Consider the following 26,591-nt stretch of genomic DNA (forward strand, 5'->3'; position numbering starts at 1 on the left):
GGAAGGTCAGAACATGCGTCCTGCCAACAGGTGCCGACGGTGTCGGCGTTGAACCCCTGTCCCCGATCAATTCAGGTGGGGGAGTTTGAGGTGGCCATAAGTGGGGGAATTTAGGTGGCCATCAGGGGCCAGTTCGCCTTTAGCCTGTTTTGCCTGTCTCAAAACACTTAACAAGTGCGTTTTCCCAGTGCCTCTGCGACCGAACACGATTTGATGATCGATCGAAGATAGCACTGTAAAAATAGATCCAAAATCAACAAAGGTCTTTTGAAGAACCGCGTCGTCCTGACGTTCTGCTCGCTTGACTATGCGTAAGAATGCAAGATTAGTTGGTCGCATTTTCGTTTCATTCATATTTTTCAACTTTCTTTAGATTTAGATTTGCGTGTTTTCTGCGCGGCTGGTGCGGGCAGCAAGCTGGTCATGCGTTGGTACAGCTCGAACAGGAAGGCGACGCGTTCGGCGTCGGAGGCGTAGGATTTTTTGCCGCCGCTGGGTTGGTAGGCGGCGTCTACGGCGGCGTCTAGTTTTTGGTGGGCCTTGAGCAGGGCCGGGGGCATGGTCAGTGGGTCGTACAGGTCGGCCAGTGATGCGTCTGCAAATTGGGCGCGGGCGTCGAGCACCCATTGCGCGGCTTGTTCGATGGCGTTCCGGTGTTTGTCGCTGAGTGGTTCGCCAGCGTAGCCGGGCCAGGGGTAGTTGTTGTAGACCACGCTTGCAGAATATTGGTAGTCGCTTTTCATGCGACCACAAACAGCCCGCATCCAAGACATGTGCATTGATGAATTGAGCACACCGAATTCATGCAATGTTGCGTTTGGAATGATTAATAGGCTTCCGCTTGCGATCCACTCCTTCGGGGCGTAGCAGATCGGGAGGTACAAACGCCTTTCTGATGAAACCTTTGGAATCGCCAAGTAATCGGTCGTTGGTTGCCGATCTTCTGTAAAAAGAGAGGGCGTGCTTGCCCATTCTTGTGTGCGTTGTTTGCCGCTGTTCAGTCGTGCAGTTTTTACCTTTTGGATTCGCTCAAGGGTTAAAGGCATGCTCCGTAATTCAGCTGGCGAAAGTCCTTTTAACCACAAACACCATCGATCTTGGTTGTTGATGAGTTCGTCACCGCCGACGAACTTTCTGATCCAGTGCTCAGCTTTGGGTTCGTTGGATATCAGTTCGGTTTTTTCCTCCGTTGATAAAACCAAATGCCCGAAGTCAGTCGCTTCGCTGCCTTTTGTTATCGGAGGTGATGCGCAAACGGGTGTGCTTCTTTTTGAAATTGCAATGCTCGGGGCATCAACCAAATACGGATTGATGTTCTTGGCTGGCACAGCCAGAGGCTCGCCTTTGATGTCGGCGTATTCATAAATGATTTTGTCGGAACGATCCTCTCGACCAAAACCCACGATCACGCAATGCACGGCTGCGTTGCCTTTGGCTTCGTTGGACCAAGAAAACGTGCGATGCGCAAATTGGATGTGGATGCCTTGCGACAACATCCACGCCCACAAAACGCCAACCTGTTCACCTTGAGTAATGCTGTTGGTTGAGACGAACGCCACGCGCGGGGCCTGTTGAGACTCAACGCAGCGCATGTAATTGGCCGCTTTGACGTACCAAGCTGCCACAAAATCCAAAACGCCAAACCCTTTGATGCGATTCATCACCGGCTCAAAGTCAGCTTTTTGATGTGGTGTTTGTTCTTTCTTGCCGATGAACGGTGGATTGCCCAACACATAACTGCACCGCTCCGCAGGTAGCACTTCGTTCCAGTCCAGCCGCAGCGCGTTGGCGTGGCGTATTTGCGGTGAGCTTTTGAGCGGGATGCGGGCAAAGTACAGGCCAAACTCCACGCTCACGCGCAGGTTCATCTGGTGGTCCACCAGCCACAGGGCCACTTGGGCAATTTGCGCCGGAAACTCTTCGATCTCGATGCCAAAGAATTGGTCCACGTTCACGCCGATCAGGCCATGCACGTCCACCGCCAGCTGGCCTTTGTGGGCGCTCAGTTCGTGGTCGGCCCGCAGCACTTTCAGTTCCAACTCGCGCAGTTCGCGGTAGCTGATGACCAAGAAGTTGCCGCACCCACAGGCCGGGTCCAAAAACGTCAGCCGCCGCAGCTTTTTGTGAAACTCAAACAGCTTGTTGCGGTGGCCTTTCACGCGCTCAAACTCGGCGTGCAGTTCGTCCAGAAACAGGGGCTTGATCAGCTTGAGGATGTTGGCCTCAGACGTGTAGTGCGCGCCCAGATTGCGGCGGGCTTGGTCGTCCATGATGCTTTGGAACAGGCTGCCAAAAATCGCCGGGCTGATGGCCGACCAGTCCAGCGCACAGGCGTCCAGCAGGGCTTCGCGCATGGCGGTGCTGAAGTCGGCCATGGGCAGGGTTTCTTCAAACAGGCGGCCGTTGATGTAGGCAAACTGGCCCAGCTGTTCGTCGATGTTTTGGCTGCGTTGGCTCTCGTGCGTGTTGAGCACCTGAAACAGTTGCCCCAGGCGCGGCCCCAAGTCCGAGCCGTCGGGCGCGGTGCGTTCTTCCACAAAGTCTCTGAAAGATTGCGCGGGCTGAAAGATGCCCGTGTCGTCGGCGAACAAACAAAACAGCAGGCGCACCAGCAGCACTTCGAGCGCGTGGCCTTGGTAGCCTGAGGCCTTGAGCGCGTCATGCAGGCGGCCCATGCGTTCGGCGGCCTTGATGTTGACCGGGTCTTCCGAACGGATGTCTTGCACCTTGTAGCCCGCCAACAGGCCAAACAGCTTGATGTGTTTGTGCAGGTGCCGGAGCTCAAACGCCACCGTCTCGCCCGTGGCCAGGCGGTGCAGCCGAAAGCGGGCAAAGTCGCAGACCACCACCAGCTGGGGCAGGTCGCGCTCGCTGAGGTTGTGCAGGTAGCCCATGGCCTGGTCTACCGCGCCGTCCAGGCTTTTGCCGCGCGACTTGTGCTCCACCAACAGCACGCCGGGCCAAAACAGGTCCACAAAGCCTTGCGCACCGCCGAGCTTTTTGACATTCAGCTCGAAGGTGGCGACGCGTTTGTTGGTGATGCCAAAGATTTCAAAGAAATCGATCCAAAAGGGCTTGGCCTGGCTGTCTTCGTTGCAGGCGTCGGCCCAAGTCTTGCTGAAAAGCAATGCCCTGGATTTGATTTCGTTCCAATTAAGACCCATTTGGTACTCACAAAGTGAGACCGGATGTTAACGGAAAGTTCTCGGTTTTTTGATGGAGGGAGTGCTGGGGGTGTAACTAAAGGGTCTGAGGCTCGGTCAGTCGCTGCTGTCGCCGATCAAGCTGCGAAGCGCTCAATCTTGGGACGTTTGACCTCGCCCGCTTGATAAAGGTCGTATTGCATCTGCATGCCCGCCCACATTTCGGCACTGGTGCCGAAGGCTTGCGCGAGTCGGTAGGCCATGTCAGCCGAAACGCCTGATGCGCCAGACACCACACGCGAGAGCGTGACACGGTTGACGCCCAGCCTGACAGCGGCCTCGGTGATGGTGATGTCACCCAGATATTCCCGAAGGACTTCCCCTGGGTGCGGAGGGTTGTGCATGCGAGTCATGACGGCCTTAGTGATAGTCGAGGTAATCCACAAGCACAGCGTCCGTTCCATCGAACATGAACACCATGCGCCAGTTGCCATTGACGGTGATGGCCCAATGACCTTTCAAGTCGCCCTTGAGGGGGTGCAGTCCCCATGCTGGTGCTGAGAGGTCTTCGGGCTTGACCGCTTGATCAAGAGCCGCCAACTGAAGACGCAGCCTTGCAGCGTGCGCAGCCTGAATACCTGCCTTGCTGCCGGTCTCAAAAAAGCGCTGCAGGCCTTTGTGACGAAATGTCTTGATCATTTCAGGGGCATTGTAGTGTGTAGCGCTTCAAGCTACAACTCGGTCAATAGGACGTGTACCCTGCCTCTCGCTCACGGCTTGGTTTCCTACAAAAACCGCTATCGCTCAGCCTTTCAAGCCTTCCAATACATTCACCGTGTTCACGCCCAAATCTGCCGCAGCGTAGCCACCTTCGAGCGTCAGCACCGTGGGCAAGCCCAAAGCGGCGATCGCTCGGCCGACCTGCAGGTAATCGGCACTGCGCAACTTGAAGCCCGAGATCGGGTCACCCTCGAACGTGTCCAGCCCCAGCGGCACCACCAGTGCTTGCGGGGCAAAGTCAGCTACCGCCTGCAAAGCGGTTTGCAGGGTGGCCCACCAAACGTCAAACCCGGTGCCACGCGGCAGCGGCAGGTTCAGGTTGAAGCCTTCGCCCGCACCATGCCCGCGCTCGTCGGCATGGCCCAAAAAGAAGGGGTATTCGGTGCGCGGATCGCCGTGGATGGATACCGTCAGCACATCGCTGCGCTCATAAAAACAAGTCTGTGTGCCGTTGCCGTGGTGGTAGTCCACATCGAGCACGGCCACGCGCTGCAGCCCGCCATCGCGCAAGGCCTGTGCGGCCATGGCGGCGTTGTTGATGAAGCAATAACCACCCATGTAGTTGGGGCCTGCATGGTGGCCCGGCGGGCGGGTCAGGGCCATGGCAACACGACCACCCGCCAGCACCGCTTGCGCGGCGGCCAGCGCACAGGCCGCGCCCTCGCGTGCGGCGGCCCAGCTGCCCGCCATCAAGGGCGTGCCCGAGTCAAACGCGTACTGCCCTAGCCGCGCCGCAAAGTTGAGAGGCGGCGCGTCGGTGCGAAAGCCGTGCCGAGCGGCCAGCGGCCAGACCGAGGGCAGGGCGTCGACCAACGCATTGGCCGGGTCCAGCGCCACCCAGTCGCGCCAAGCGTGGGCCAAAAAGTCCAGATAGTCGGCGTTGTGCACTTGGCGCAAAGCCGCGTCCAGCGGCAGGTCGGCTGCGGGTTGCACCAGGGTGCCGACAGGGCGCTTGTTCAGTTCATCGAGCACATGCTGCAGGCGCATGGGCACTTCGTGGCAATCGACCATGCGGCCCCGGAACATTTCCTGGCGGCCTGCGTGCTCAGCGTGGCGGGTGTTGTGGAAGATTTTCATAGGCTTGAGTCTTGTTTGGGCTCCAGTGTGCCAGTGCCCAAGGAAGGCAAACCGCTGCTTACCTTGACAGGGGTACGAAATATGAGCAGACTAGATGGCTGACTAGTTTAAGGGGGCTGAGATGCATACATGGCCGGTACAAGACGCGAAAGCGCGGTTCAGTGAGTTTTTGGATGCGTGCCTGGTCGATGGGCCGCAAATGGTCACCCGACGTGGCGCTGAAGCTGCCGTGTTGGTGCCCGTGCAGGAGTGGCGGCGTATGCAGTCGGCAGCTCGCCCTTCGCTGAAGCAACTGCTGCTCTCAGACCAAGCTCGCACCGAGTTGATCGTGCCGCCTCGAGGGCAGGCCAAACGTCGACCTGTGGAGCCGATGCTGTGACGCAGCGCTATTTGCTGGACACCAACGTGGTGTCTGAGTTGCGCAAGCCGCGCCCGCATGGGGGCGTTGTGGCTTGGCTGGAGTCGCTGGATGACGCTCAGCTTTACGTGTCGGCGGTCACCCTGGGCGAAATCCAAGTGGGCATCGAGCTGACGCGTGAACAAGACCCCGAAAAGGCTCAACAAATTGAAGACTGGCTGGCCTTGGTGGCGGGCGCTTACAACGTCTTGCCCATGGATGCGGCAGCCTTCACGGCTTGGGCGAAATTGATGCACCGCAAGTCAGACACCTTCTACGAAGACGCCATGATTGCCGCCACGGCCAAAGTGCATGGACTGACTGTGGCGACAAGGAATGTGGCGGACTTTCAGGCGCTGGGGTTTGAGGTCTTCAACCCGTTTGCCCCGGTTTAATCCAATTCTTTGCACGGGGCTTTGCTAAGCCATCAACCAAATTCCCGAAACCCCTTGAGCGGCGGCAGCGGCGCAAAGTTGGCTTCGCGTTTTTGTTGCATGGCGCTGATGGCTTCGCGCACGTTGGCGTTGCTCCAGATGGCGCCTTGCAGCCAGCCCATGTGGCGCAGGCTGTCTTCTGTGCTGTGGTCGCGGGCGTAGTGCAGCACTTGCTTGGTGCCCCAGATGGCCACGGGCGGTTTGCTGGCGATCTCTTTGGCCGCTTGCAGGGCGGCGGCCACGGTGGCTTCGTGGGTGGGCAGCACCTCGTTGACGAGGCCGTGGGCCAGCGCTTTGTCGGCGCTCAGGCGGCGGCCCGTGTAGGCCAGCTCTTTGACCAGAGCCATGGGCAGCAGCTTGGGCAAGCGCTGCAAGGTGCCCACGTCGGCCACCATGCCGATGTTGATTTCTTGGATGCAGAAGAACGCATCGGCCGAGGCATAACGCATGCAGCAGGCGGTGACCATGTCCACCGCGCCGCCAATGCAGCCGCCGTGGATGGCGGCGATGACCGGGATGCGCAGTTCTTCGAGCAGGGTGAAGGTGTGCTGCATGTCGGTCAGCAGGTCGTACACGGCCGAGCGGCCTTCTGCGCTGCTGTCGTCCATCTGGATGGCGCTGCCAAAGGTTTGCAGGTCCATGCCCGCGCTGAAGTGTTTGCCGGTGCTGGAGATCACCAGCGCCCGGGCGGTGCCCGCTTTGTGGATGTCGGTCAGCACCTCGTGCAGCTCGCGCCAAAACGTCGGGTGCATGGTGTTCATCGCCTCGGGGCGGTTCATCACCAGGTGGGCCACGTGGCCTTCAGTTGTCAAAGAAAAGCAGTTGAGTGATTTCATGGGGTGTCTCCTTTGGCGCAGGTTAGCCCATCGTTGATGGGCTGCGCTGTCCCCGTCTTGACCCGAGGGCTTGCACTGGGCGGCCCTGTCAAGTTGGATCAGAGGTATTCGGACTTGATGTTGGCGGCGTCTGCGACGAGTTGGCTCAGTCGCTTTGCCTGCTGCGCCACAAATTGAGCGATCCCTTGGACAAATGCCTGTTCGTCTGCTTTGTAATCCGCTGCTTGTGCTTGCGCCATGGCCGCTGTCTCGGCCAGTTTGGCCAGGCGTTGGCCTTCTCTGCGTAGCAATTTTCGGTCGATGCCGCAGCGGGTGGCAAAGTCGGCCAGAGCGAAAGCGCTCACGGTTTCGTGCTCGAAAACATCGCCATAGGCCATGGCCAGTTCGGTGTCGAAGCCTGGGTATTGCAGCACGCTCACCAGGTCGTACCAAGGGCTTGGCTCCAGCAGGCCACCGGGGCGCACGAAAAACGAAAAGTTTTTGCCGTGTGCATCGCTGTTGCCAATCAGGAACTGGAACAGTGCCCAGCGCAGCATCGCCAGCCGGGTGCTGGCCTTGTTGCCGCTCAAGTCGGCGCAGGCAAAAAGCTTTTCGTAGCTCACGCCATCCCGTATGTGTCGCACTTCGGGGGCATTGCCCAGATGGCGTTCATATTTGTAGCTCACGGGCAAGTCGCAGGCCTGACACGCGTCGATGATGTGCAGGCGTTGGACTTGCACTTGATCGCCCGTGTGCTGAACAGTTCGGTCGAAGCGGCGCACCACCAGCACGGGGCGAGGTGTGCGCAGCAAGTCCACTTCAGCCGCAGGCAGGCCCATGCGGCGGGCCAGTGACATGCAAAAGTGCTCGTTGACGGCCAGGTGAGGCGTCTTGGGGTGGCCCGTGTCGGGTTTGAGGATGTGTGTGGAGGCCATTTGTTGCCCGTCCACCAGGAAAAGTCGGCCCCCATCCACCCATGGTTTGTCGATGTAAACCAGCAGCTTGTCTTGCAGGCCTGCGACCGACATGCGCACATGGCCGTCCCAAACGGTCAGCGGCACCTGTTCGTGCTGGGCGATGCGCTCATCCAGTTCGCTCAGTGGTATTTCGCGTGGTGTCGATGCCTGGTCGCTCGCATCTTTGGTGGCTGTTGCTGCATCGCCCGTGAAGCGCAGGGCCCCCGCTGTCTCGGCACCCAGCGCCCAGATGAGGCCAAAGACATTGGTCTTGGTCAGGCCTTTGAAGGCGACCACCACGTCCAACGCCCGGCCCTCCGGGAGCAAGTGTTCGATGAAGCGCTTGATGGTTGCAGAGGCGTGCTCATTGGGTGCGCGCCCCAGTGGCAACGCGGGCGACAGCGGGAAAGCCTGTGCATCGGCGAGCCATGGCGGTGCATAGCGCAAGCCCCACCGATCATCCCGGCCTTCGTGCTCGATGACCGCGACGGGGTTGTTGTCCACCCAGACCTGCAGCGCATGGGTCATGGCTTGTCTTTCGTGGGTCTGCTGGCGTTTGCGGCCGTGGCCTGTTGAACCCAAGGGTGGTCTTTGGGCAGCACCATCAAAGTCAGTCCCAATCCGTCCAGCACGGCCATGGCTTTGTTCAGCTGCACCGTGCCTTGGCCGTTTTCGAGCCGGGACATGAGGTCTACCGACACACCCAGCAGCCCAGCAGCATCATCGATGCGCAAGGCTTGGGATTTGCGCCGTTCGCGCACAAGGGCGCCGAGTGCGCTGGCGCTGCTCAAAAGCTTGGCTTGCCGGGTGAGCGTTTCATTCATCCTGTACTTTCAAAGAGCACCCAAGTGTTGGCTTGGCTAAATTTCTGAAATTCCGAAAATATGAGATTTTTCAGGCTAAGTCAATAGATATTTCGGTAAATCAGAAATGTTTGAAGATAAATAGACTCAAGCTGTTAAATTTCTTATATTCCGAAACTTTAAAAGGGTCGCAAGGGCACATCAGGCGGCGACCCCCCCCATCGGTGGCCATCAGTCGTCTGTGAACAGAAGCTGCGTTTGCCACTCATGGCCCGGCTCTTCGGCCTTCATGGGCTGACTGACCGAATCAGGCGCTGTTCCCGCCTTGACCAGCGAGCCTACCCGCACACCCAGCAGCCGAATGCGGCGTGACAGGTCCACCCGTTTGAGGCATTGGCCAGCCACTTGGCGGATGCGTTTGGCGTCTGCGGTGTATTCGCTCAGGCTCTGGTCGCGGGTCACGGCTTGGAAGTTGTCATAGCGCAGCTTGATGCCGATGGTTTTGCCTTCGTAGCCTTTGCGCTGCAAATCGGCGGCCACCTGTTCGCACAGCCGGGTGAAGACGGCGCCGAGTTCTTCGCGGTCGCGCACGGCCTGCAGGTCGTGCTCAAACGTCGTTTCGCGGCTCATGCTGACGGGTTCGCTCTCGGTCTCCACCGGGCGGTCGTCGCGGCCCCACGAGGCCTCGTGCAACCAGGCGCCGTAGCTTTTGCCAAAGTTTTCAATCAGCCAGTGCTGTTCGCGCGCGGCCAGGTCGCCGATGGTGTGGATGCCAAAGCCTTTGAGCTTTTCATCGGCCTTGGGGCCCACGCCGTTGATCTTGCGGCAGGCCAGCGGCCAGATGTGGGTTTGCAGGTCGGCCTCGTGCACGATCGAGATGCCCTTGGGTTTGTTGAACTCGCTCGCCATCTTGGCGATCAGCTTGTTGGGGGCCACGCCCACCGAGCAGGTCAGGCCCGTGGCGTCAAAAATGCTTTTCTGGATCAGCCGCGCCAGCACGCGCCCGCCTTCGCGTTGGCCACCGGGCACGTGGGTGAAGTCGATGTAAACCTCGTCCACGCCTCGGTCCTGCATGACGGGGGCGATGTCGGTGATGATGCTTTTGAAGGTGCGCGAGAAGTAGCGGTAGCGTTCAAAGTCCACAGGCAACAGGATGGCCTGCGGGCAGAGCTTGGCGGCTTTCATCAGCCCCATGGCCGAGCCGATGCCAAACTGCCGCGCCGCATAGGTGGCGGTGGTGATGACACCGCGCCCGGTGTAGCCCTCAATCCGCGGGAAAAAATCGACCGGAATGCGGTCGAGCCGCTCGGCAAAGGTCTCTTCTGTCCACTCGCCTTCGGGGTAGGCCGTTTGGAGCTTGCCCAGCAGGTCGTCTTCTTTGCGGCGGCCGCCGCCAATGACCACGGGCAGGCCCTTGAGCTGCGGGTAGCGCAGCAGCTCGCACGACGCGTAAAACGCGTCCATGTCGAGGTGGGCGATGCGCCGGGGCAAGGCTGTGGTGGGGGCGGTCTCGGTCACCCTAGAAGCATAGCGCCACGCGAAGGCCACTCACGCACGGCGAGAAGCCCAGGCGCTGCATTCACGCCTTTGGGAATGTGCCGGGCAACAAGATGTTGGTGCCCACGTTCTGGATGTTGGTGTGGCCGCAAAAGGCCATGGTCACGTCCAGCTCTTTGTGGATGATTTGCAGCGCTTTGGTCACGCCTTCTTCGCCCATGGCGCCCAGGCCATAGACCATGGCGCGACCGATCATGACGCCTTTGGCACCCAAGGCCCAAGCCTTGAGCACGTCTTGGCCGGAGCGGATGCCGCCGTCCATCCAGACTTCGATTTGGTCGCCCACAGCGGCCACGATGGCGGGCAGGGCCTCGATGCTGCTGGGCGCGCCGTCAAGCTGGCGGCCGCCATGGTTGCTGACCACGATCGCGTCGGCCCCGCTGGCCACGGCCAACTTGGCGTCTTCCACGTCCATGATGCCCTTCAAGATCAGCTTGCCGCCCCATTGCTTTTTGACCCAGGCGATGTCTTCCCAATTGAGCGTCGGGTCAAACTGCTCGTTGGTCCACGAGGCCAGCGACTTCATATTGGTCACGGCTTTGACGTGGCCCACCAGGTTGCCAAAGGTGTGGCGTTTGGTGCCCGCCATCCCTAGGCACCAGCGCGGCTTGGTCATCAGGTTGAGGATGTTGGCAATGGTGGGGCGCGGTGGCGCGGTCAGGCCGTTTTTGAGGTCTTTGTGGCGTTGGCCGATCACCTGCAAGTCGAGCGTGAGCACCATGGCGCTCACGTTGGCGGCTTTGCAGCGGTCGATCATGCGGGCCATGGCTTCGCGGTCGCGCATCATGTACAGCTGAAACCAGAACGGTGCTTGGGTGTGGGCCGCGATGTCTTCGATGGAGCAGATGCTCATGGTCGACAGCGTGAAGGGGATGCCGAACTTCTTGGCGGCCATGGCGGCGTGCATTTCGCCATCGGCGTGCTGCATGCCCGTGAGGCCCACGGGGGCGATGCACACGGGCATCTTGGTGTCGATGCCGACCATCTTGGTGGCCGTGGTGCGGTTTTCCATGTTCACCGCCACGCGCTGGCGCAGCTTGATTTTGTGAAAGTCCGTCTCGTTGGCGCGGTAGGTGCCCTCGGTCCAGGAGCCGCTGTCGGCGTAGTCGTAAAACATGCGCGGCACGCGCTTTTCGGCCAGAACGCGCAGGTCTTCGATGTTGGTGATCACGGGCATGGGGGGTCTCCTGCTGGGGGTCGAGCGATTTTTGAAAGTCGCCCATCGTAGCCGCAGGCCTGGCCGCTCGCTGTGAAACTTGAGACAGCCCCTTTGAAATTTTTGGTGGGGCTGTGCCTGCGCCTGGGCCCGGGCCCAGGGTCCATGCGCCCAGGCGCAGGCTGGGGGCCGGATGCTCAGCCGTGCGGCGTGGCCTTGACGAAAGCGCCGCCTTGGTAAATGGCCGCCGGATCGTGCCGGTCGATGGTTTGCTGACGGGCTTCGACCGCTGGGCGAAACACATCAGAGGAATCGAGTGGCCGGTAACCGATGTGTTTGGCGTGGGTGTTGTCCCACCACGTGGTTTGGTTGTCCGACATGCCGTAGATGATGCTGTGGCCGACGATGGGGGCGCTGAGGGCCGCCACCACCAAGCGCTCCAAGTCGTCGTAGCTGAGGTAAGTGGCCAGCATGCGGCGGTCGCGCGGCTCTGTGAACGAGGAGCCAATGCGCAGGCTCACCGTTTCGATGCCCCAGCGGTCCCAGTACAGCTGGGCCAGGTCTTCGCCAAAGGCTTTGGACAGGCCGTAAAACCCGTCGGGCTTGGGCTGCATGCGGGTGTTGACGACTTCGTCCTGGCGGTAAAAACCGGTCACATGGTTGGAGCTGGCAAACACGATGCGCTGGACGCCCTTCAGGCGAGCGGCTTCATACAGGTTGACCATGCCCACGATGTTGCCCGCCAAAATCGGGTCCCAAGGCTGCTCGGTCGAGACGCCGCCCATGTGCACCACGGCGTTCACGCCGTCGAGCAAGGCCAGCATCTGGTCCTTGTCTTCCAAGGCGGCGAGTTGAACTTCCTCGCCGGCTGTGGCGGGTTCCAACTCGCGGCGGTGGCTCACGCGCAGCACATCGCAGTAGGCTTTCAGGCGGGGGCGCAGTTCTTTGCCCAGATTGCCGCCGGCGCCCGTGAGCAGCAAGCGGGGGAATCGGATGGTGGAAGCGGGGGTGTTGAGCATGTGGGTTGTCCTGTTCAGGCTTTGAAACGGCCAGCCAAGGCCGTGGCGCTGTCGCGCAACACGTTTTGGTCGGCGCCCACGGCCACAAACAGGCAGCCTTGGTCCACATAGTGTTTGGCCAGCGCTTCGTCGCCCGTCAAGATGCCCGCCGCTTTGCCGCAGGCCCGGATGCGGGCGATGGATTCGTCGATGACCTTGAGCACCTCGGGGTGCTTGGGGTTGCCCAAGTGGCCCAAGGCGGCCGACAAGTCGCCAGGGCCGATGAACACACCGTCCACGCCGTCCACGTTGGCAATGGCTTCGATGTTTTTGAGGCCCTCCACGGTTTCGACCTGGAGCAGCACGCAAATTTCTTCGCTGCTGTGTTGGGCGTAACCCTTCACGCGGCCATAGTGGCTGGCGCGGGGTGCGCCCGCGTAACCGCGCACGCCGTGGGGCGGGTAACGGGTGTAGGACACCGCTTGTTGGGCTTCCTCTTCGTTCTGGATGTAGGGCACCAACAGGGTCTGCACGCCCACATCGAGCAAGCGCTTGAAGGTCACCATGTCGTTCCACGGTGGGCGCACGATGGGCGTGGTGGGGCTGCCTTTCATGGCCTGCAATTGCGCCACGATTTCCGTGAGGTCGTTGGGCGAGTGCTCCATGTCCAGCAGCAGCCAGTCAAAGCCGCAGTGCGCCAGGATTTCGGTGCTGATGTTGCTGCACAGGTGCGACCACAGGCCGATTTGCTTTTGGCCGGACTGGATGGCGTGTTTGAAATGGTTGACGGGCATGTCCATGGTGTTGTTCTCTTAGGTGGAATGGGGGAAAGTTCAGTTGCCTGCAACCTGGAAATTGGCCGCGATCTCCAGTGCACGCACCATGCCGGAGTGGTCCCAGGCTGCGCCGCCGTGCGCCACGCAGGTGTTCATCAGTTGCTGCGCGTTGGCCGTGTTGGGCAGGCTCAGGCCCATGGCCTTGGCGCCTTCCAGCGCCAGGTTCAGGTCTTTCTGGTGCAGCTCGATGCGAAAGCCCGGGTTGAAGGTGCGCTTGATCATGCGCTCGCCATGCAGCTCCAGAATGCGGCTGGTGGCCAGGCCCCCCATCAGGGCTTGGCGCACCTTGGCCGGGTCGGCACCGGCTTTGGCGGCAAACAAGAGGGCTTCGCCCACGGCCTCGATGTTGAGCGCCACGATGATTTGGTTGGCCACTTTGCAGGTCTGGCCACTGCCGTTGTCACCGATCAGGGTGATGTTCTTGCCCATCAAGGCAAACAGGGGCTGCACTTGGTTGAAGGTGGCTTCAGATCCGCCGACCATGATGGTGAGGCTGGCGGCTTTGGCACCCACTTCGCCGCCCGACACGGGAGCGTCCAGGTACTCGCAACCCAGTGCGTTGATTTGGGCGGCGAAAGCCTTGGTGGCGATGGGTGAGATGGAGCTCATGTCCACCACCGTTTTGCCTGTGCTGAGGCCTTTGGCCACACCTTGCTCGCCAAACAGCACGTCTTGCACATGCGGGGTGTCGGGCACCATGGTGAAAATGATGTCCGCTTTTTGGGCGACTTCGGCCGGGCTGGCGCAGGCTTGGGCGCCTTGTTCGAGCACGGCCGCAGGCACGCCGCTGCGCGAAAAAGCAAAGACTTCGTGGCCGCCCGCGAGCAGGTGCCCGGCCATGGGCACGCCCATGATGCCCAAGCCAATGAATCCGAGTTTCATGGTGTTTCCTTTGAAATGAATGGCTCGGGTGCTCAGCGCACCATGCAAGGCATTTTGTTGTTGAATTTCCAACCGGGGATCAGGTATTGCATGGCGATGGCGTCATCGCGAGCACCCAGGCCGTGTTGTTGGTAAAGCCGGTTCGCTTGCATCACCGCATCCATGTCCACCTCGATGCCCAGGCCGGGTTTGGCGGGCACATCGACGTAGCCGTCCTTGATTTGGAGCGGGTCTTGGGTGAGGAACTGGCCGTCTTGCCAAATCCAGTGCGTGTCAATCGCGGTGACTTTGCCCGGCGCGGCGGCCGCGCATTGGGTGAACATGGCCAGCGAAATGTCGAAGTGGTTGTTGGAGTGCGAGCCCCAAGTCAAGTCGTACATCTGGCACAGCTGGGCCACGCGCACCGAGCCTTGCAGCGTCCAGAAATGCGGGTCGGCCAGCGGGATGTCGACCGACTGCAGCTGGATGCTGTGGGCCATCTCGCGCCAGTCGGTGGCCACCATGTTGGTGGCCGTCAGCAAGCCCGTGGCACGGCGGAATTCGGCCATCACCTCGCGGCCCGAGAACACGCCTTCTGCGCCGCAGGGGTCTTCGGCATAGGCCATGGTGCTGCGGTGGTCGCGCAAGAGGCGAACCGCGTCTTTGAGCAACCAGCCGCCGTTGGGGTCGAGCGTGATGCGGGCTTTGGGAAAGCGCTCGTGCAGCGCCACCACGGCTTCGACTTCTTCTTCGCCGCGCAGCACACCGCCCTTGAGTTTGAAGTCCTGAAAGCCGTAGCGCTCTTGTGCGGCTTCGGCCAAGCGCACCACGGCCTCGGCCGTCATGGCTTTTTCGTGGCGCAGGCGCAACCAGTCGTCGGCCTGATCGGGTTCGCTTCTGTAGGCCAGATCGGTCTGCTGGCGGTCGCCCACATAAAACAGATAGCCCAGCATTTGCACGCGGCTGCGTTGCTGTCCCTCGCCGAGCAGGGCGCACACGGGCACGTTCAGGTGCTGGCCCAGCACATCCAGCAAAGCCGACTCGACGGCGGTGACGGCGTGGATGGTGGTGCGCAGGTCAAAGGTCTGGTTGCCCCGGCCGCCGCTGTCGCGGTCGGCAAACTGCTGGCGCATGGCGCTCAGCACTTGGTTGTAATGGCCAATCGCTTGCCCTTCGACCAGGGGGCGGGCGTCTTCCAGCGTCTGGCGGATTTTTTCGCCACCGGGCACTTCGCCCAGGCCCGTGTGGCCTGAGGAGTCGGTCAGGATGACGATGTTGCGGGTGAAAAACGGGCCATGCGCGCCGCTCAGGTTGAGCAGCATGCCGTCGTGGCCGGCCACAGGGATCACCTGCATGCGGGTCACGGTGGGGGTGGAGGAAGGGGTCATCGTGGGTGCCTGTAGTCAATAGACATCGTACAACTCAAACGCCCATCTTGTGATGCGTGTTAACCCTTGGCAGCGCCTTCAGTGGTGGCTGGAGGCGCCTTTTTTGTGCCGCTCGCGGCTGTTGGACAGGTGTGTGCGCATGGCTGCGCGGGCCGATTCGGCGTCTTGAGCGCTGATCGCGTTCAGGATGCTTTCGTGTTCCTGGTGCACGCGCCGCAGATAGGCCAGGCGCGTGGGGTCTACCCGCAGCGAGGTTTCCAGCCGTGCACGCGGGATGGATTGCGATCCCAGCGAATTCATCATGTCGGCAAAGTGGTTGTTCTGGGTGGCGCGGGCGATTTCGTGGTGGAACTGGAAGTCTGCGGCAATGGCGTCTCGGCCTTCTTCGATGGCGCTGGAGAATGCGCTCATGGCCTCTTGCATGACCCGTAAATTGGCGTCGCTGCGCCGCACCGCTGCCAAGGCTGCGGCTTCGGTTTCGATGCTGATGCGCAACTCCAGCAGGGCAATCACATCGTGCAGGGTGCTCAGTTGGCTGGGGTTGACACGAAAAGAAGGTGACTCCGATTGCGTCAGTACAAAGGTGCCAATGCCGTGGCGCGTCTCGACCAGGCCGGCCGCTTGGAGCTTGGAAATCGCTTCGCGCACCACTGTGCGGCTCACGCCAAAACGCGCCATGATGGCGGCTTCGGTGGGCAGTTTCTGTCCGCTGCTCAGGGTGCTGTTCTGGATTTCGGCGCTCAGCTGATCCACCAGTTCGTAGGTCAGGCTGCGTGATTTGCGCTTTTCTGGGTCGGCTTGCGGGGTGTTCATCGGGTAAATACGCATTCCAGTTTGGACGGAGGGCTCTCACAATCAACTTGTACGACAACTGATCACATCAAGCATTGATGCGAATGTAGCAGAACACCGCAGACCATGGCCACTTTTTCATGAACGCATACCAAACCATCGCAGACACAGCGGACCGTGTGGGCGAATCCCCCGTGTGGGATGTTCGTGCCCAGCGTTTGTGGTGGGTGGACATCGAAGGTGCTTTTGTTCGCAGCACCCCTCTGGGTCAGGCCGAGGCTGTGCAGTCCTGGCGGATGCCCGAGCGCGTGGGCTGCATCGCACTCACACCGGTGCAGGGTCAATTGGTGGCCGCCATGGAAACCGGCATCGCCCGTGTGACCTTGCACGCAGACGGTCAGGTGGACCTGGTTTGGCTGGCCCAGATCCAACATCCCGCAGTGGGCATGCGCTTCAACGATGGACGTTGCGACGCCAGTGGTCGCCTCTGGGTGGGCACCATGGTCATGGACATGTCTTTGGCTAGCGACCAGGGTGGTCTGTATTGCCTGGACGAGCGGGGCCTGACAGGGCCGCACGTCAGCGGCTTGCTCACACCCAATGGCTTGGGGTTCAGCCCCGATGGCCGCACCTTGTATTTGTCCGATTCGCACCCCAAGGTGCAAAAAATCTGGGCTTTTGATCTGGACGCTGCCACGGGCCATTTGAGCCAGCAACGCTTGTTCGTGGACATGAACGACTGGCCCGGCCGACCCGATGGCGCGGCGGTGGATGCGCAAGGGCATTATTGGATCTGTGGCAACGATGCCGGGCAGATCCACGCCTTCGATGCGCAGGGGCAGTGGCAGCAATCCCTCACGGTGCCCATGCCCAAGCCCTCCATGTGCGCCTTTGCTGGCGCCGACCTGGACCAGATGGTGGTGACCTCCATCATTCCCGCGCAAACCACAGACGCCACCCGTGGCCAAAGTGGCGCGGTGATTGCCTTGCAGCCTGGCGTACGTGGACTGCCGGAGTCTGTTTTTTCTCGTTTTCCCGCCAGTGTGTAACGTGTTTTTTTAATCAACCTAAACCAGGAGACAACACCATGAAACTGAACAAATCCCTGATGGCCATCGCTGCGGCTTTGGCTTTTTCTGCACAAGCTGCCGAATTTCGTTCGGCCGACATCCACAACGCCGACGACTACCCCACCGTGGTCGCGGTCAAGCACATGAGCACCGTCCTCGAAAAATTGTCGGGTGGCAAGCACAAGATCAAGGTCTTCAACAAAGGCGCTTTGGGCTCTGAAAAAGAAACCATCGACCAAGTCAAGATCGGTGCGCTTGATCTGGTGCGCGTGAACGTGGCCCCCATGAACGGCATTTGCCCCATGACCATGGTGCCCACCATGCCCTTCTTGTTCAGCTCGGTCGAGCACATGCGCAAGTCGCTGGACGGCCCTGTTGGCGCAGAAATTTTGAAAAGCTGCGAGTCGGTGGGCTATGTGGGCCTGGCTTTTTATGACAGCGGTGCCCGCTCCATCTACGCCAAAAAACCCATCAGAACCGTGGCCGACACCAAGGGCATGAAAATCCGCGTGCAGCAATCCGACCTGTGGGTGGCCTTGGTCAGTGCCATGGGTGCCAACGCCACGCCCATGCCTTATGGCGAGGTTTACACCGGCCTGAAGACTGGCCTGATCGACGCGGCAGAAAACAACATCCCGTCTTTTGACACCGCCAAGCACGTCGAGGCAGTGAAGATCTACTCCAAGACCGAGCACTCCATGGCTCCCGAGATTTTGGTGATGTCCAAAGTGGTGTGGGACAAGTTGCCTGCCAACGAACAAGCCATGATTCGCCAAGCGGCCAAAGAGTCTGTGGCCGTGCAGCGCAAGGCCTGGGACGAGGCGGAAGGCAAATCGCTGGCCAATGTGAAGGCCGCGGGTGCCGAGATCGTCGAAGTGGACAAGCGTTCATTCCAGGCCGTGATGGGCCCGGTGTACGACAAGTTCATGACCACGCCTGACATGAAGCGTGCGATCAAAGCGATCCAAGACACCAAGTAATTGGCTTTTCCCCTGTGCCCCTGACATGGCGTCAGGGGTTGGAGTTTTTTCATGTTCACCAAATTTTGTGCAACGGTCTCCAAGATCTGCTTGGTGCTGGCCGTCGTTGGCCTGATCGCTGTGATCTTGTGTGTGCAGTGGCAGGTCATCGGTCGCTATGTGCTCAACGACACACCCACCTGGGCCGAAGCGCTGGCCATGTTGATCGTGCTTTTTGTCACCGCCTTCGGCTTGGCCGTGGGTGTGCGTGATGCAGGCCACATTGGTCTGGAGTCTTTGGTGATCCTGTTGCCCGAAAAATGGCAACACCGCATTGAGGTGTTGATCCATGGCTTGGTGGGCCTGTTTGGCTTTTTGATGGTGCAAGGCGGCTGGCTCTGGGCCAGTGCCAAGTGGGGTGAGAAAAAACCCATGCTGCCCGTGCCCGACGGCATCGACTATGTGCCAGTCATCATCGCCGGCGCTTTGATTTTGCTTTTCTCCATTGAACACATTGTTGCGCTCGTGCAAGGCAAAGTGGTCGAACCTGTTTGGGACTGATCATGGAACTCACCGTCCTTGCGCTGAGCTTCACGCTCCTTTTGATTCTGGGTGTACCGGTCGCCTTTGCCATCGGTTTGTCGTCTGTGGCCACCATCTTGGCCGCCGGATTGCCGGTGGCCATGGTGTTCCAGAAAATGGTCGGGGGCATGCAGGTGTTCTCTTTTCTGGCCATTCCGTTTTTTGTGTTTGCCGGAGAGTTGATGCTCTACGGCGGCATTGCCGACCGCATCGTGCGTTTTGCCAACAGCCTGGTGGGCCATGTGCGCGGCGGTCTGGGCATGAGCAATGTGATCGGTTGCACCATCTTTGGCGGTGTCGCCGGCTCCCCTCTGGCCGATGTGTCGGCCATGGGCTCGGTCATGATCCCGCTCATGAAGAAAGAAGGTTATGACGCCGACTACGCGGTGAACGTGACCACCCACGCGGCCTTGGTGGGCGCCATCATGCCCACCTCGCACAACATGATCATCTTCACGCTGGCGGCTTCAGGCTTGGCCTCGGTCAGTGTGCTGGGTTTGATCTTGGCGGGCTTGGTGCCCGCGATCATTTTGACGCTTTGCAATTTGGGCGCGGCTTACTGGGTGGCGGTGCGGCGGGGTTACCCGGTTCACGGCAATTTCCCGGGTTGGCTCGAAGTCTTCAAGGCCTTTGGCGCGGCTTTGCCCGGCTTGTTTGTGGTCGTCATCATTTTGGGCGGCATTTTGTCGGGTGCTTTCACCGCGACCGAGTCGGCCTCGATTGCGGTGGCCTGGGCCTTGTTTGTCACGGTGATCGTTTACCGGACCCTGACCTTTCAGAACTTCCTCAAAGCTTGTGCCAAAGCCTGCAAAACCACCGGTGTGGTGCTGCTCTTGATTGGCATTTCCAACGCCTTCGGTTATTTCATGGCCTTGTATGAGGTGCCACAGATGACCGGTGCACTGATGCAAAAAATCACCACCGAGCCTTGGATCATTTTCCTGATGATCAACATCTTGTTGTTCATCTTGGGCACCTTCCTCGACATGGCGGCCACGATCCTGATTTGCACGCCGATCTTCATGCCGATTGCCATGCACTTTGGCATGGACCCGATGCAGTTCGGCATCATGCTGCTCATCAATTGCGCTCTGGGCCTGAACACACCGCCTGTGGGCTCAGTGCAGTTTGTCGGCTGCGCGATTGGCGGCATATCGGTGGGGCAGGTCATGCGCACCATCGCGCCTTTTTATGGTGCCCTGACCGTGGCCGTGCTCTTGGTGACCTATGTGCCTGCGTTCACTTTGTGGCTGCCGAATTTGCTCAAATGAGTGATGGTGATGACCCTGGCCATCCGCTGCATCCGCATCACACCCATCGCGTTCCGTGATCCGCCGCTGCTCAATGCGGCGGGCATCCACGAGCCCTGGGCTTTGCGCTCGATCATCGAGATCGAAACCGCCTGTGGGCGCGTGGGCATCAACGAGACCTATGGCGACCAGTCCATGCTCGATGTGCTGGCCAAAGCCGCACCGGCTTTGCAGGGCCTCTCGCCCTGGGACCTCAACACCATGGAGACCCGAGTGGCCGCGTTGGTGGCGCCTGGCCATAGCGGCTCGGAGTTTTTGGGTGAACAGATCTCTTTGGCGCCCGGCACCCACGTGTCCAAGAACGTGGCCAAGGTCATCAGCGCTTTTGAGGTGGCCATGCTCGATCTGCAAGGTCAGCTGGCCAATGCCCCGATCGTTGACCTGTTGGGCGGTGCTGCGCGAGATACCGTGCCATTCAGCGCTTATCTGTTTTTCAAATACGCCGAACACATTGACAAACCTTACAGCGCTGATGCCTATGGCGAAGGCTTGAGCCCCGAACAGATGGTGGCGCAGGCGCGCACCATGATTGACCCACATGGCTTCAAGAGCATCAAGCTCAAGGCCGGAGCCTTGCCGCCCGAGCAGGAGGTGGCGGCGCTGCTGGCCCTGGCCGAAGCTTTTCCGGGTGCCCCCCTGCGCATCGACCCCAACGCCAACTGGACCGTGGCCACCAGCCTCAAGGTGGTCGAGCAGCTGCGCGGCGTGCTGGAGTATTACGAAGACCCTGCGCCCGGACTGGACGGCATGGCCGCGATTGCCCAGCAATGTGACGTGCCCTTGGCCACCAACATGGTGGTGACGGACTACAAAGAATTTGCTGAGAACGTGCGCCTGGGGTGCCCAGTGCGCATTGTGCTGTCCGACCATCACTACTGGGGTGGCCTGCGCACCACGCAGCAGCTCTCGCGTCTGTGCCAGACCTTTGACATGGGGCTGTCCATGCACTCCAACTCGCACTTGGGCATCAGCCTGACCGCGATGACACATCTGGCCGCTTCGGTGCCGCATTTGGCCTACGCCTGTGACACGCATTACCCTTGGCAGGACGACGAAGTGGTGCAGGGTGGTCGCCTGAAGTTTGAAAACGGCAGCCTGCGTGTGCCCCGTACACCGGGGCTGGGGGTCACCATCGACCCTGAAGCGCTGGCCCGTTTGCACAACAACTACTTGCATTGCGGCATCCGCAACCGCGATGATGGGGGTCAAATGCGCAAGTACGACCCCAGTTTCACGGGCAAACAACCCCGCTTTTGAGCACTTTGATGGACAAGAACACACCCATTCGCCCTCTGGCCATCCGCATGCACCCGGATGACAACGTGGCCATCATTGCCAACGACGGAGGATTACCTTCGGGCACGGTCATGCCCGAAGGTCCTGCGACCGGTCTGGTGTTGCGTGACAAGGTGCCGCAAGGCCACAAGGTGGCTTTGACCGATATCGCTGCGGGTCAAGCCGTGCGCCGCTACAACGTGCCCGTGGGTTACGCCCGCGAATCCATGGCAGCAGGCAGCTGGGTCCATGAGCGTTTGCTCGACATTCCGCCTGCACGCGAGTTGCAAGATCTGCCCATGGCCACTCAGCCAGCACCGGCCTGGCCTCCGCTCGAGGGCCATACCTTTGAAGGCTATGTGAATGCGGATGGCTCGGTCGGCACGCGCAACCTGCTGGCCATCACGACCACAGTGCAATGTGTGGCGGGTGTGGTCAAAATTGCCGTGGAGCGCATCGAACGCGAGTTGCTGCCGCTTTACCCCAATGTGGACGGTGTGGTGGGCTTGGAACACAGCTACGGTTGTGGCGTAGCGATCGACGCGCCGGGCGCTGAGATCCCTATCCGTACCCTGCGCCACATCAGCCTGAACCCCAATTTTGGTGGCGAGGTGATGGTGGTGAGCTTGGGCTGCGAGAAACTGCAGCCATCTCGCTTGCTGCCACCTGGCAGCTTCCCGATCCACGATGGCCGTGACAAGGAACAAGGCCCCGACCTGGTGTGTCTGCAAGACGATGAGCACGTCGGCTTCATGTCCATGATCGACGACATCGTGCAACGTGCCAAACCCCATTTGGAGCGCTTGAATGCTCGCAAGCGACAGACCGTGCCCGCGAGTGCTCTGGTGGTGGGTGTTCAGTGCGGTGGCAGCGACGCGTTCTCGGGCGTGACCGCCAACCCGGCGGTGGGCTTCATGGCCGATCTGATCGTGCGCGCGGGTGGCACGGTGATGTTTTCTGAAAACACCGAAGTGCGTGATGCGGTGGAGCAGCTCACCAGCCGCGCCGCGACGCCGCAAGTCGCGCAAGACGTGGTGCGCGAACTCGGCTGGTACGACCAATACCTCGACCGTGGTCGGGTGGACCGCACGGCCAACACCACACCGGGCAACAAGGCGGGCGGGCTGTCGAACATTGCCGAAAAAGCCATGGGCTCGATCATCAAGAGTGGCAGCGGCGCCATTGCGAGCGTGCTCGCGCCCGGCGACAAGCTCAAGCCAGATCAAAAAGGCCTGGTGTTCGCGGCCACCCCTGCCAGCGACTTCATCTGCGGCACGCTGCAGTTGGCCGCTGGCATGAATGTGCATGTGTTCACCACCGGCCGGGGTACACCCTATGGCCTGCAAGCCTGCCCGGTGGTCAAGGTGGCGACCCGCAGCGATTTGGCGCGTCGCTGGCACGACTTGATGGATTTCAACGCAGGTCAGATCGCCGATGGCGAGATGACGATTGAAGACGCTGGCTGGGCGCTGTTTCGCATGCTGCTCGAAACCGCCAGCGGTCACAGAACATGGGCTGAGCACTGGAAACTGCATAACGCACTGGTGCTGTTCAACCCGGCTCCGATCACTTGAGCATCCAAGCCCCTCTGCTTTTTTGACACGACAACACCAGGAGACAAAGATGATGAAAAAACGCCAACTGCTCACCGCGATCGGCCTCGCTGGTCTGGGCTTGCTCAGCCAAGGCCAAGCCTTGGCCCAAGCCGATTACCCCAACAAACCGATCAAACTGATCGTGGCTTTTCCACCTGGCGGCACCAGCGATGTCATGGGCCGCTTGATGGCCGAGGAACTGACCAAAGTCCTGAAACAGCCCGTGGTTGTCGAGAACATCGGTGGCGCCGGGGGCATTGTCGGCACCGATCGCGCCGTCAAGATGCCTGCAGATGGTTACACCATCATCCAGACCGGCGTGGGCCAGAACGCTGTGGCGCACGGCCTGGACCCCAACATCAAATACAACTCGGTGACCGATTTCATTCACCTCGCGCAGGTGCACTCGGGCCCCAACGTGCTGCTGGTTCACCCTTCACAACCGTTCAAGACGGTGAAAGAATTGGTGGAGCATGCCAAGAAGAACCCCGGAAAACTCGATTACGGCTACACCCATGCAGCCTCAGGACACATGGCGATGGAATTGTTCAAGCAGACCGCTGGCATTTTCCTGACGGGCATTCCTTACCGCGGCGGCGGTCCCATGCTCAACGACTTGCTGGCCGGTACCGTGCCCATGGTCTTTTTGAACCAGGATGTGGCGCTGCCCCATGTCAAAGCCGGCAAGCTGCGGGCACTGGCCGTGACCAGCAAAGAGCGCAATGCGCTTTACCCGGATGTACCGACCGTGGCCGAATCCGGCTACAAGGGTTTTGAAGCGCTGTCTTGGTCGGGCTTGTCGGTGGCCAAGGGCACGCCCCAGCCGATCGTGGACAAGCTCGAAGCGGCCATGGCACAGGCCATGCAGTCAGCCAATTTCAAGCAACGCCTGACTTCGACTGGCTTTGTGATTCCCGCTCAAGGCAGCAAGCCCTACACCGAGTTCGTCAAGTCCGAGTTGGACCAGTGGACCCGTGTGATCAAGACCGCCGGCATCAAACCCCAATAAGAAAACAATTCCCCATGTCCGATGCCATCTCTTGGGTGCGGGTGTCCGCGTGCACCTTGCCGTTGGCCAACCCCATCAGCGACGCCAAGGTGCTGACAGGCCGGCAAAAGCCGATGACCGAAATCGCCATTCTGTTTGTCGAGATCAAAACCAAGGATGGCGCTGAGGGTTTGGGCTTTTCTTATTCCAAGCGAGCAGGTGGCCCTGGCCAGTTCGCGCACGCCAAAGAGATTGCTCCGGTGTTGATTGGGGAAGACCCGAGCGACATCGCCAAGCTCTGGGACAAGCTGTGCTGGGCAGGTGCATCGGTAGGCCGCAGCGGCCTCTCTGTTCAGGCCATCGGGGCTTTTGATGTGGCTTTGTGGGACTTGAAAGCCAAGCGCGCGGGCTTGTCTCTGGCCAAGTTGCTCGGCACGCACCGCGACAGCGTGCGCTGTTACAACACCTCGGGCGGTTTTTTGCATACACCGCTGGATCAGCTCTTGGTCAACGCTTCGGCCTCGGTGGCCAAGGGCATTGGCGGTATCAAGCTCAAAGTGGGTCAGCCCGACTGTGACAAAGACATCGAGCGCGTGAGCGCCGTGCGCCAACATCTGGGCGATCGGTTTCCGATCATGGTGGACGCCAACCAACAATGGGACCGCCCCACCGCGCAGCGCATGTGTCGCCGCTTGGAGCCGATGAACTTGGTCTGGATCGAAGAGCCTTTGGATGCCTACGACCATGAAGGCCATGCCGCGCTGGCTGTGCAGTTGGATACCCCGATTGCCACGGGTGAGATGCTGACCAGCGTGCAGGAGCACTGGGACTTGATCCGCCACCGCGCTGCTGATTTCCTGATGCCCGATGGCCCTCGCGTGGGTGGCATCACCCCATTCCTCAAGATTGCGCAGCTGGCTGAACACGCTGGCGTCATGCTGGCGCCGCACTTTGCGATGGAGTTGCACATCCATTTGGCTGCAGCCTACAAAACCGAGCCTTGGGTCGAGCACTTTGAATGGTTGGAGCCCCTGTTCAATGAACGCATCCAAATCCAAGACGGCCGAATGCTGGTGCCGACCTTGCCGGGTTTGGGCGTGTCCCTCAGCGAGCAGGCCCGTCGCTGGACGCAGGGCAGTGTTGAGTTGTCGTGATGGCTGTGTATTTTTTTCAAAACCAGAGATTGAAATGAAAAAACCTTTGTTATTGGCTGCCTTGGCAGCGGTTCTGATCACACCCATGGCACCTGCTTGGACTCAGGCGGCTTTCCCGTCCAAGCCCATCAAAATCGTGGTGCCGTTCCCAGCCGGTGGCACCTCCGATGTGTTGGCCCGCATATTGGGTCAGAAGATGACCGAAAGCTGGGGCCAGCCCGTGGTGATCGAGAACAAGCCTGGCTCCAGTGGCAATTTGGGCGCGGACCTGGTGGCCAAATCGCCTGCCGATGGGCATACCTTGGTGCTGATGGACGTGGGCAATCTGGTGATCAGCCCGGCCTTGTTCAAGCTGCCCTTCCAGGTCGAGAAAGACTTTGCCCCTGTGGCGATGGTCGCGTATTCGCCCCATTTGCTGGCCGTGAGCACCAAAGTGCCCGCCAATACCCCTGCCGAATTGGTGGCTTACGCCAAGGCGCAAAAGGGTAAGGTCAATTACGCGGTGGCGGCCGGCATGGGCAGTGCCTCGCATCTGGCGGGCGTCATGTACGCGCAGCGCAACGGCATCGAGTGGGGCTATGTGCCTTACAAAGGGGGTGCACAAGCCATCACCGATTTGATTGGCGGGCAAGTGGATGTCATGTTCAATGGCATGGTGGCCACTTACCCGCACGTCAAGGCGGGCAAGATCAAACTGATCGCCATCTCGAGCACCCAACGCAACGCACAAATGCCCGGCACGCCGACCGTGGCCGAGAGTCTGCCGGGCTTTTTGACGGGCAGTTTCCAGGGCTTACTGGCCCCAGCGGGCACACCCAAGGCGGTCGTTGACAAGCTGCATGCCGAAGTTCAACGCATTGCCGCCTTGCCAGAGATCAAAGAGCGTTTGACCGCATTGGGCGCGGAGCCCTCGGGCATGACGCCCGAGCAATTTGGTCAATGGATGCGCTCAGAAATTCCAGCGATGGCCAAAATCGTCAAGGACGAAAAAATCACGGTGGAGTGACCCACTGGGTCGGGTTCAGCTGCAGCTGACGCTGCCGCAGCCCGACATGGTCACTTTTTGGACGGCCGAAGGGTCGGCCAGGGTTTCGGTCACGCTGTCAAAGCCCACGGACTTGAGGTGTGCGGCCAGCCCGGCGTCCATGCTGTTGGCGTGACCCGGAAACCACTCGGCCAATGCTTCGGCCATGCGGGTGATGATGGTGGTGTCGCTGTCCAGGTAGTGGGCTTCGACGACGCGCATGGTTTCCAAGATGGTGGCGTGGTGTTCGGCGTGGCAGTTGTCCGCTGAAAAACCGGTGGCCAACATCCAGCGCTCTTCTTGCGCGAAATGCTCCACCGTGTGGTTCAGGAAGGCCTTGTAGACCGGTAACTGCTGGTCTTCGGGCGTGGCCAAAATCTGGTTGATCATGTCCACAAATTCTTGGTGCGTTTCGTCCATGCGGGCGTCGCCCGTCTGCAGGGAATCGGTCCAGGGCATCAGGGTGGGGGCGGCAGTGGCTTGGGCAGTGTGTGACATGGTAGAAAATGATTGGGACTGTCGGCTCAATTATCGCCCTTCAGGCGCGGCCTTAGGGCTGCAGGGGTCGAACAGGCCGAACAGGCCGAACAGGTCGGCCAAGGGCTAGGCCTGTGAACAGACAGGTCATGCGCAAGCCTTTA

At 60.2% G+C, this 26,591-nt stretch carries 27 protein-coding genes; 11 read left to right on the top strand and 16 right to left on the bottom strand.

The features are described from left to right. Positions 1-66 precede the first annotated feature (66 nt). The 5 genes from B9Z31_RS15385 to B9Z31_RS12125 form a co-directional block, all read right to left on the bottom strand. The gene (locus B9Z31_RS15385) at positions 67-354 is read right to left on the bottom strand and encodes a hypothetical protein (protein ID WP_143473849.1); all 288 of its coding nucleotides are present in this window, start codon (positions 352-354) and stop codon (positions 67-69) included. A 5-nt stretch (positions 355-359) separates the two neighbouring features. Beyond that, the gene (locus tag B9Z31_RS12110; protein WP_100119840.1) at positions 360-3,164 is read right to left on the bottom strand and encodes a DNA methyltransferase; all 2,805 of its coding nucleotides are present in this window, start codon (positions 3,162-3,164) and stop codon (positions 360-362) included. Between the two features lie 116 nt (positions 3,165-3,280). Continuing rightward, positions 3,281-3,556: a HigA family addiction module antitoxin gene (locus B9Z31_RS12115; RefSeq protein WP_100119841.1), complete on the bottom strand. Its 276-nt coding sequence runs from the start codon at positions 3,554-3,556 to the stop codon at positions 3,281-3,283. A 7-nt stretch (positions 3,557-3,563) separates the two neighbouring features. Next, positions 3,564-3,842 carry a type II toxin-antitoxin system RelE/ParE family toxin gene (locus B9Z31_RS12120; protein WP_100119842.1) on the bottom strand — a complete coding sequence of 93 codons (279 nt, stop codon included), beginning with the start codon at positions 3,840-3,842 and terminating at the stop codon, positions 3,564-3,566. Between the two features lie 105 nt (positions 3,843-3,947). Then, positions 3,948-5,000, bottom strand: coding sequence for a histone deacetylase family protein (locus B9Z31_RS12125; protein ID WP_100119843.1), 1,053 nt, complete (start codon positions 4,998-5,000; stop codon positions 3,948-3,950). A 121-nt stretch (positions 5,001-5,121) separates the two neighbouring features. Here B9Z31_RS12125 and B9Z31_RS12130 point away from each other — a divergent pair, with 121 nt between their 5' ends. Together B9Z31_RS12130 and B9Z31_RS12135 are read left to right on the top strand one after the other, a co-directional pair. Further along, positions 5,122-5,379 carry a type II toxin-antitoxin system Phd/YefM family antitoxin gene (locus B9Z31_RS12130; protein ID WP_100119844.1) on the top strand — a complete coding sequence of 86 codons (258 nt, stop codon included), beginning with the start codon at positions 5,122-5,124 and terminating at the stop codon, positions 5,377-5,379. Further along, positions 5,376-5,792 carry a type II toxin-antitoxin system VapC family toxin gene (locus tag B9Z31_RS12135; protein WP_100119845.1) on the top strand — a complete coding sequence of 139 codons (417 nt, stop codon included), beginning with the start codon at positions 5,376-5,378 and terminating at the stop codon, positions 5,790-5,792. The genes B9Z31_RS12130 and B9Z31_RS12135 overlap by 4 nt, the downstream gene beginning before the upstream one ends. A 32-nt stretch (positions 5,793-5,824) precedes the next feature. Here B9Z31_RS12135 and B9Z31_RS12140 read toward each other — a convergent pair whose 3' ends face one another. From B9Z31_RS12140 to B9Z31_RS12185, 10 genes are all read right to left on the bottom strand, one after another. After that, positions 5,825-6,667: an enoyl-CoA hydratase-related protein gene (locus B9Z31_RS12140; protein ID WP_100119846.1), complete on the bottom strand. Its 843-nt coding sequence runs from the start codon at positions 6,665-6,667 to the stop codon at positions 5,825-5,827. Between the two features lie 98 nt (positions 6,668-6,765). Continuing rightward, on the bottom strand, positions 6,766-8,130 hold the full coding sequence (locus tag B9Z31_RS12145) for a HipA domain-containing protein (protein WP_100119847.1): 1,365 nt from the start codon (positions 8,128-8,130) through the stop codon (positions 6,766-6,768). Continuing rightward, positions 8,127-8,426, bottom strand: a complete 300-nt coding sequence (locus B9Z31_RS12150) for a helix-turn-helix domain-containing protein (protein WP_100119848.1) — start codon at positions 8,424-8,426, stop codon at positions 8,127-8,129. Before B9Z31_RS12150 ends, B9Z31_RS12145 begins: the two co-directional genes overlap by 4 nt. Positions 8,427-8,636: 210 nt before the next feature. Continuing rightward, positions 8,637-9,869: a DNA polymerase IV gene (gene dinB / locus B9Z31_RS12155; RefSeq protein ID WP_233200965.1), complete on the bottom strand. Its 1,233-nt coding sequence runs from the start codon at positions 9,867-9,869 to the stop codon at positions 8,637-8,639. 115 nt (positions 9,870-9,984) lie between these two features. Then, a complete protein-coding gene (locus B9Z31_RS12160) occupies positions 9,985-11,139 on the bottom strand; it encodes an alpha-hydroxy acid oxidase (RefSeq protein ID WP_100119850.1) in 1,155 nt (384 codons plus the stop codon). A gap of 176 nt (positions 11,140-11,315) precedes the next feature. Beyond that, positions 11,316-12,137: an NAD(P)-dependent oxidoreductase gene (locus tag B9Z31_RS12165; RefSeq protein ID WP_100119851.1), complete on the bottom strand. Its 822-nt coding sequence runs from the start codon at positions 12,135-12,137 to the stop codon at positions 11,316-11,318. A gap of 14 nt (positions 12,138-12,151) precedes the next feature. Continuing rightward, positions 12,152-12,916 carry an HpcH/HpaI aldolase/citrate lyase family protein gene (locus B9Z31_RS12170; protein WP_100119852.1) on the bottom strand — a complete coding sequence of 255 codons (765 nt, stop codon included), beginning with the start codon at positions 12,914-12,916 and terminating at the stop codon, positions 12,152-12,154. Between the two features lie 33 nt (positions 12,917-12,949). Beyond that, positions 12,950-13,834, bottom strand: coding sequence for a 2-hydroxy-3-oxopropionate reductase (locus B9Z31_RS12175; protein ID WP_100120047.1), 885 nt, complete (start codon positions 13,832-13,834; stop codon positions 12,950-12,952). A gap of 32 nt (positions 13,835-13,866) precedes the next feature. Then, complete coding sequence (gudD, locus tag B9Z31_RS12180) at positions 13,867-15,201, bottom strand: glucarate dehydratase (protein WP_100119853.1); 1,335 nt, start codon at positions 15,199-15,201, stop codon at positions 13,867-13,869. A gap of 78 nt (positions 15,202-15,279) precedes the next feature. Next, positions 15,280-16,014, bottom strand: coding sequence for a FadR/GntR family transcriptional regulator (locus tag B9Z31_RS12185; protein WP_100119854.1), 735 nt, complete (start codon positions 16,012-16,014; stop codon positions 15,280-15,282). Positions 16,015-16,133: 119 nt separating this feature from the next. On the opposite strand from B9Z31_RS12185, the gene B9Z31_RS12190 reads away from it, so the two are divergent. The 9 genes from B9Z31_RS12190 to B9Z31_RS12230 are packed head-to-tail and all read left to right on the top strand — an operon-like array spanning position 16,134 to position 25,932. Continuing rightward, entirely contained in the window at positions 16,134-17,042 is a 909-nt protein-coding gene (locus B9Z31_RS12190) for an SMP-30/gluconolactonase/LRE family protein (protein WP_100119855.1), read from the top strand. Positions 17,043-17,080: 38 nt separating this feature from the next. Then, complete coding sequence (locus B9Z31_RS12195) at positions 17,081-18,043, top strand: TRAP transporter substrate-binding protein (RefSeq protein WP_100119856.1); 963 nt, start codon at positions 17,081-17,083, stop codon at positions 18,041-18,043. A 51-nt stretch (positions 18,044-18,094) separates the two neighbouring features. After that, positions 18,095-18,583, top strand: a complete 489-nt coding sequence (locus B9Z31_RS12200; RefSeq protein WP_100119857.1) for a TRAP transporter small permease — start codon at positions 18,095-18,097, stop codon at positions 18,581-18,583. A gap of 2 nt (positions 18,584-18,585) precedes the next feature. Further along, positions 18,586-19,875: a TRAP transporter large permease gene (locus B9Z31_RS12205; RefSeq protein WP_100119858.1), complete on the top strand. Its 1,290-nt coding sequence runs from the start codon at positions 18,586-18,588 to the stop codon at positions 19,873-19,875. Between the two features lie 3 nt (positions 19,876-19,878). Next, positions 19,879-21,171 carry an enolase C-terminal domain-like protein gene (locus B9Z31_RS12210; protein ID WP_100119859.1) on the top strand — a complete coding sequence of 431 codons (1,293 nt, stop codon included), beginning with the start codon at positions 19,879-19,881 and terminating at the stop codon, positions 21,169-21,171. Positions 21,172-21,179: 8 nt separating this feature from the next. Then, entirely contained in the window at positions 21,180-22,763 is a 1,584-nt protein-coding gene (garD, locus tag B9Z31_RS12215) for a galactarate dehydratase (RefSeq protein ID WP_100119860.1), read from the top strand. A gap of 49 nt (positions 22,764-22,812) precedes the next feature. Continuing rightward, positions 22,813-23,793: a tripartite tricarboxylate transporter substrate binding protein gene (locus B9Z31_RS12220; RefSeq protein WP_100119861.1), complete on the top strand. Its 981-nt coding sequence runs from the start codon at positions 22,813-22,815 to the stop codon at positions 23,791-23,793. A 14-nt stretch (positions 23,794-23,807) separates the two neighbouring features. Continuing rightward, positions 23,808-24,926, top strand: coding sequence for a mandelate racemase/muconate lactonizing enzyme family protein (locus tag B9Z31_RS12225; protein ID WP_100119862.1), 1,119 nt, complete (start codon positions 23,808-23,810; stop codon positions 24,924-24,926). Positions 24,927-24,960: 34 nt separating this feature from the next. Then, positions 24,961-25,932 carry a tripartite tricarboxylate transporter substrate binding protein gene (locus tag B9Z31_RS12230; RefSeq protein WP_100119863.1) on the top strand — a complete coding sequence of 324 codons (972 nt, stop codon included), beginning with the start codon at positions 24,961-24,963 and terminating at the stop codon, positions 25,930-25,932. Positions 25,933-25,947: 15 nt separating this feature from the next. On the opposite strand, the gene B9Z31_RS12235 is transcribed toward B9Z31_RS12230, so the two are convergent. Continuing rightward, complete coding sequence (locus tag B9Z31_RS12235) at positions 25,948-26,448, bottom strand: bacteriohemerythrin (protein ID WP_100119864.1); 501 nt, start codon at positions 26,446-26,448, stop codon at positions 25,948-25,950. Positions 26,449-26,591: the final 143 nt, after the last annotated feature.

Source organism: Limnohabitans sp. G3-2 (genome assembly GCF_002778275.1).
Taxonomy (GTDB): Bacteria; Pseudomonadota; Gammaproteobacteria; order Burkholderiales; family Burkholderiaceae_C; genus Limnohabitans_A.

What these genes read in the sequence shown, in the direction of transcription:
- B9Z31_RS12115 (WP_100119841.1), bottom strand. Translation starts at nt 3,556, where the DNA reads ATGACTCGCATGCACAACCCTCCGCACCCAGGGGAAGTCCTTCGGGAA.
- B9Z31_RS12130 (WP_100119844.1), top strand. Translation starts at nt 5,122, where the DNA reads ATGCATACATGGCCGGTACAAGACGCGAAAGCGCGGTTCAGTGAGTTT.
- dinB (WP_233200965.1), bottom strand. Translation starts at nt 9,869, where the DNA reads ATGGACGCGTTTTACGCGTCGTGCGAGCTGCTGCGCTACCCGCAGCTC.
- B9Z31_RS15385 (WP_143473849.1), bottom strand. Translation starts at nt 354, where the DNA reads ATGAATGAAACGAAAATGCGACCAACTAATCTTGCATTCTTACGCATA.
- B9Z31_RS12225 (WP_100119862.1), top strand. Translation starts at nt 23,808, where the DNA reads ATGTCCGATGCCATCTCTTGGGTGCGGGTGTCCGCGTGCACCTTGCCG.
- gudD (WP_100119853.1), bottom strand. Translation starts at nt 15,201, where the DNA reads ATGACCCCTTCCTCCACCCCCACCGTGACCCGCATGCAGGTGATCCCT.
- B9Z31_RS12200 (WP_100119857.1), top strand. Translation starts at nt 18,095, where the DNA reads ATGTTCACCAAATTTTGTGCAACGGTCTCCAAGATCTGCTTGGTGCTG.
- B9Z31_RS12110 (WP_100119840.1), bottom strand. Translation starts at nt 3,164, where the DNA reads ATGGGTCTTAATTGGAACGAAATCAAATCCAGGGCATTGCTTTTCAGC.
- B9Z31_RS12150 (WP_100119848.1), bottom strand. Translation starts at nt 8,426, where the DNA reads ATGAATGAAACGCTCACCCGGCAAGCCAAGCTTTTGAGCAGCGCCAGC.
- B9Z31_RS12220 (WP_100119861.1), top strand. Translation starts at nt 22,813, where the DNA reads ATGATGAAAAAACGCCAACTGCTCACCGCGATCGGCCTCGCTGGTCTG.
- B9Z31_RS12230 (WP_100119863.1), top strand. Translation starts at nt 24,961, where the DNA reads ATGAAAAAACCTTTGTTATTGGCTGCCTTGGCAGCGGTTCTGATCACA.
- B9Z31_RS12140 (WP_100119846.1), bottom strand. Translation starts at nt 6,667, where the DNA reads ATGAAATCACTCAACTGCTTTTCTTTGACAACTGAAGGCCACGTGGCC.
- B9Z31_RS12235 (WP_100119864.1), bottom strand. Translation starts at nt 26,448, where the DNA reads ATGTCACACACTGCCCAAGCCACTGCCGCCCCCACCCTGATGCCCTGG.
- B9Z31_RS12170 (WP_100119852.1), bottom strand. Translation starts at nt 12,916, where the DNA reads ATGGACATGCCCGTCAACCATTTCAAACACGCCATCCAGTCCGGCCAA.
- B9Z31_RS12210 (WP_100119859.1), top strand. Translation starts at nt 19,879, where the DNA reads ATGGTGATGACCCTGGCCATCCGCTGCATCCGCATCACACCCATCGCG.
- B9Z31_RS12175 (WP_100120047.1), bottom strand. Translation starts at nt 13,834, where the DNA reads ATGAAACTCGGATTCATTGGCTTGGGCATCATGGGCGTGCCCATGGCC.
- garD (WP_100119860.1), top strand. Translation starts at nt 21,180, where the DNA reads ATGGACAAGAACACACCCATTCGCCCTCTGGCCATCCGCATGCACCCG.
- B9Z31_RS12165 (WP_100119851.1), bottom strand. Translation starts at nt 12,137, where the DNA reads ATGCTCAACACCCCCGCTTCCACCATCCGATTCCCCCGCTTGCTGCTC.
- B9Z31_RS12205 (WP_100119858.1), top strand. Translation starts at nt 18,586, where the DNA reads ATGGAACTCACCGTCCTTGCGCTGAGCTTCACGCTCCTTTTGATTCTG.
- B9Z31_RS12195 (WP_100119856.1), top strand. Translation starts at nt 17,081, where the DNA reads ATGAAACTGAACAAATCCCTGATGGCCATCGCTGCGGCTTTGGCTTTT.
- B9Z31_RS12145 (WP_100119847.1), bottom strand. Translation starts at nt 8,130, where the DNA reads ATGACCCATGCGCTGCAGGTCTGGGTGGACAACAACCCCGTCGCGGTC.
- B9Z31_RS12120 (WP_100119842.1), bottom strand. Translation starts at nt 3,842, where the DNA reads ATGATCAAGACATTTCGTCACAAAGGCCTGCAGCGCTTTTTTGAGACC.
- B9Z31_RS12160 (WP_100119850.1), bottom strand. Translation starts at nt 11,139, where the DNA reads ATGCCCGTGATCACCAACATCGAAGACCTGCGCGTTCTGGCCGAAAAG.
- B9Z31_RS12190 (WP_100119855.1), top strand. Translation starts at nt 16,134, where the DNA reads ATGAACGCATACCAAACCATCGCAGACACAGCGGACCGTGTGGGCGAA.
- B9Z31_RS12125 (WP_100119843.1), bottom strand. Translation starts at nt 5,000, where the DNA reads ATGAAAATCTTCCACAACACCCGCCACGCTGAGCACGCAGGCCGCCAG.
- B9Z31_RS12185 (WP_100119854.1), bottom strand. Translation starts at nt 16,014, where the DNA reads ATGAACACCCCGCAAGCCGACCCAGAAAAGCGCAAATCACGCAGCCTG.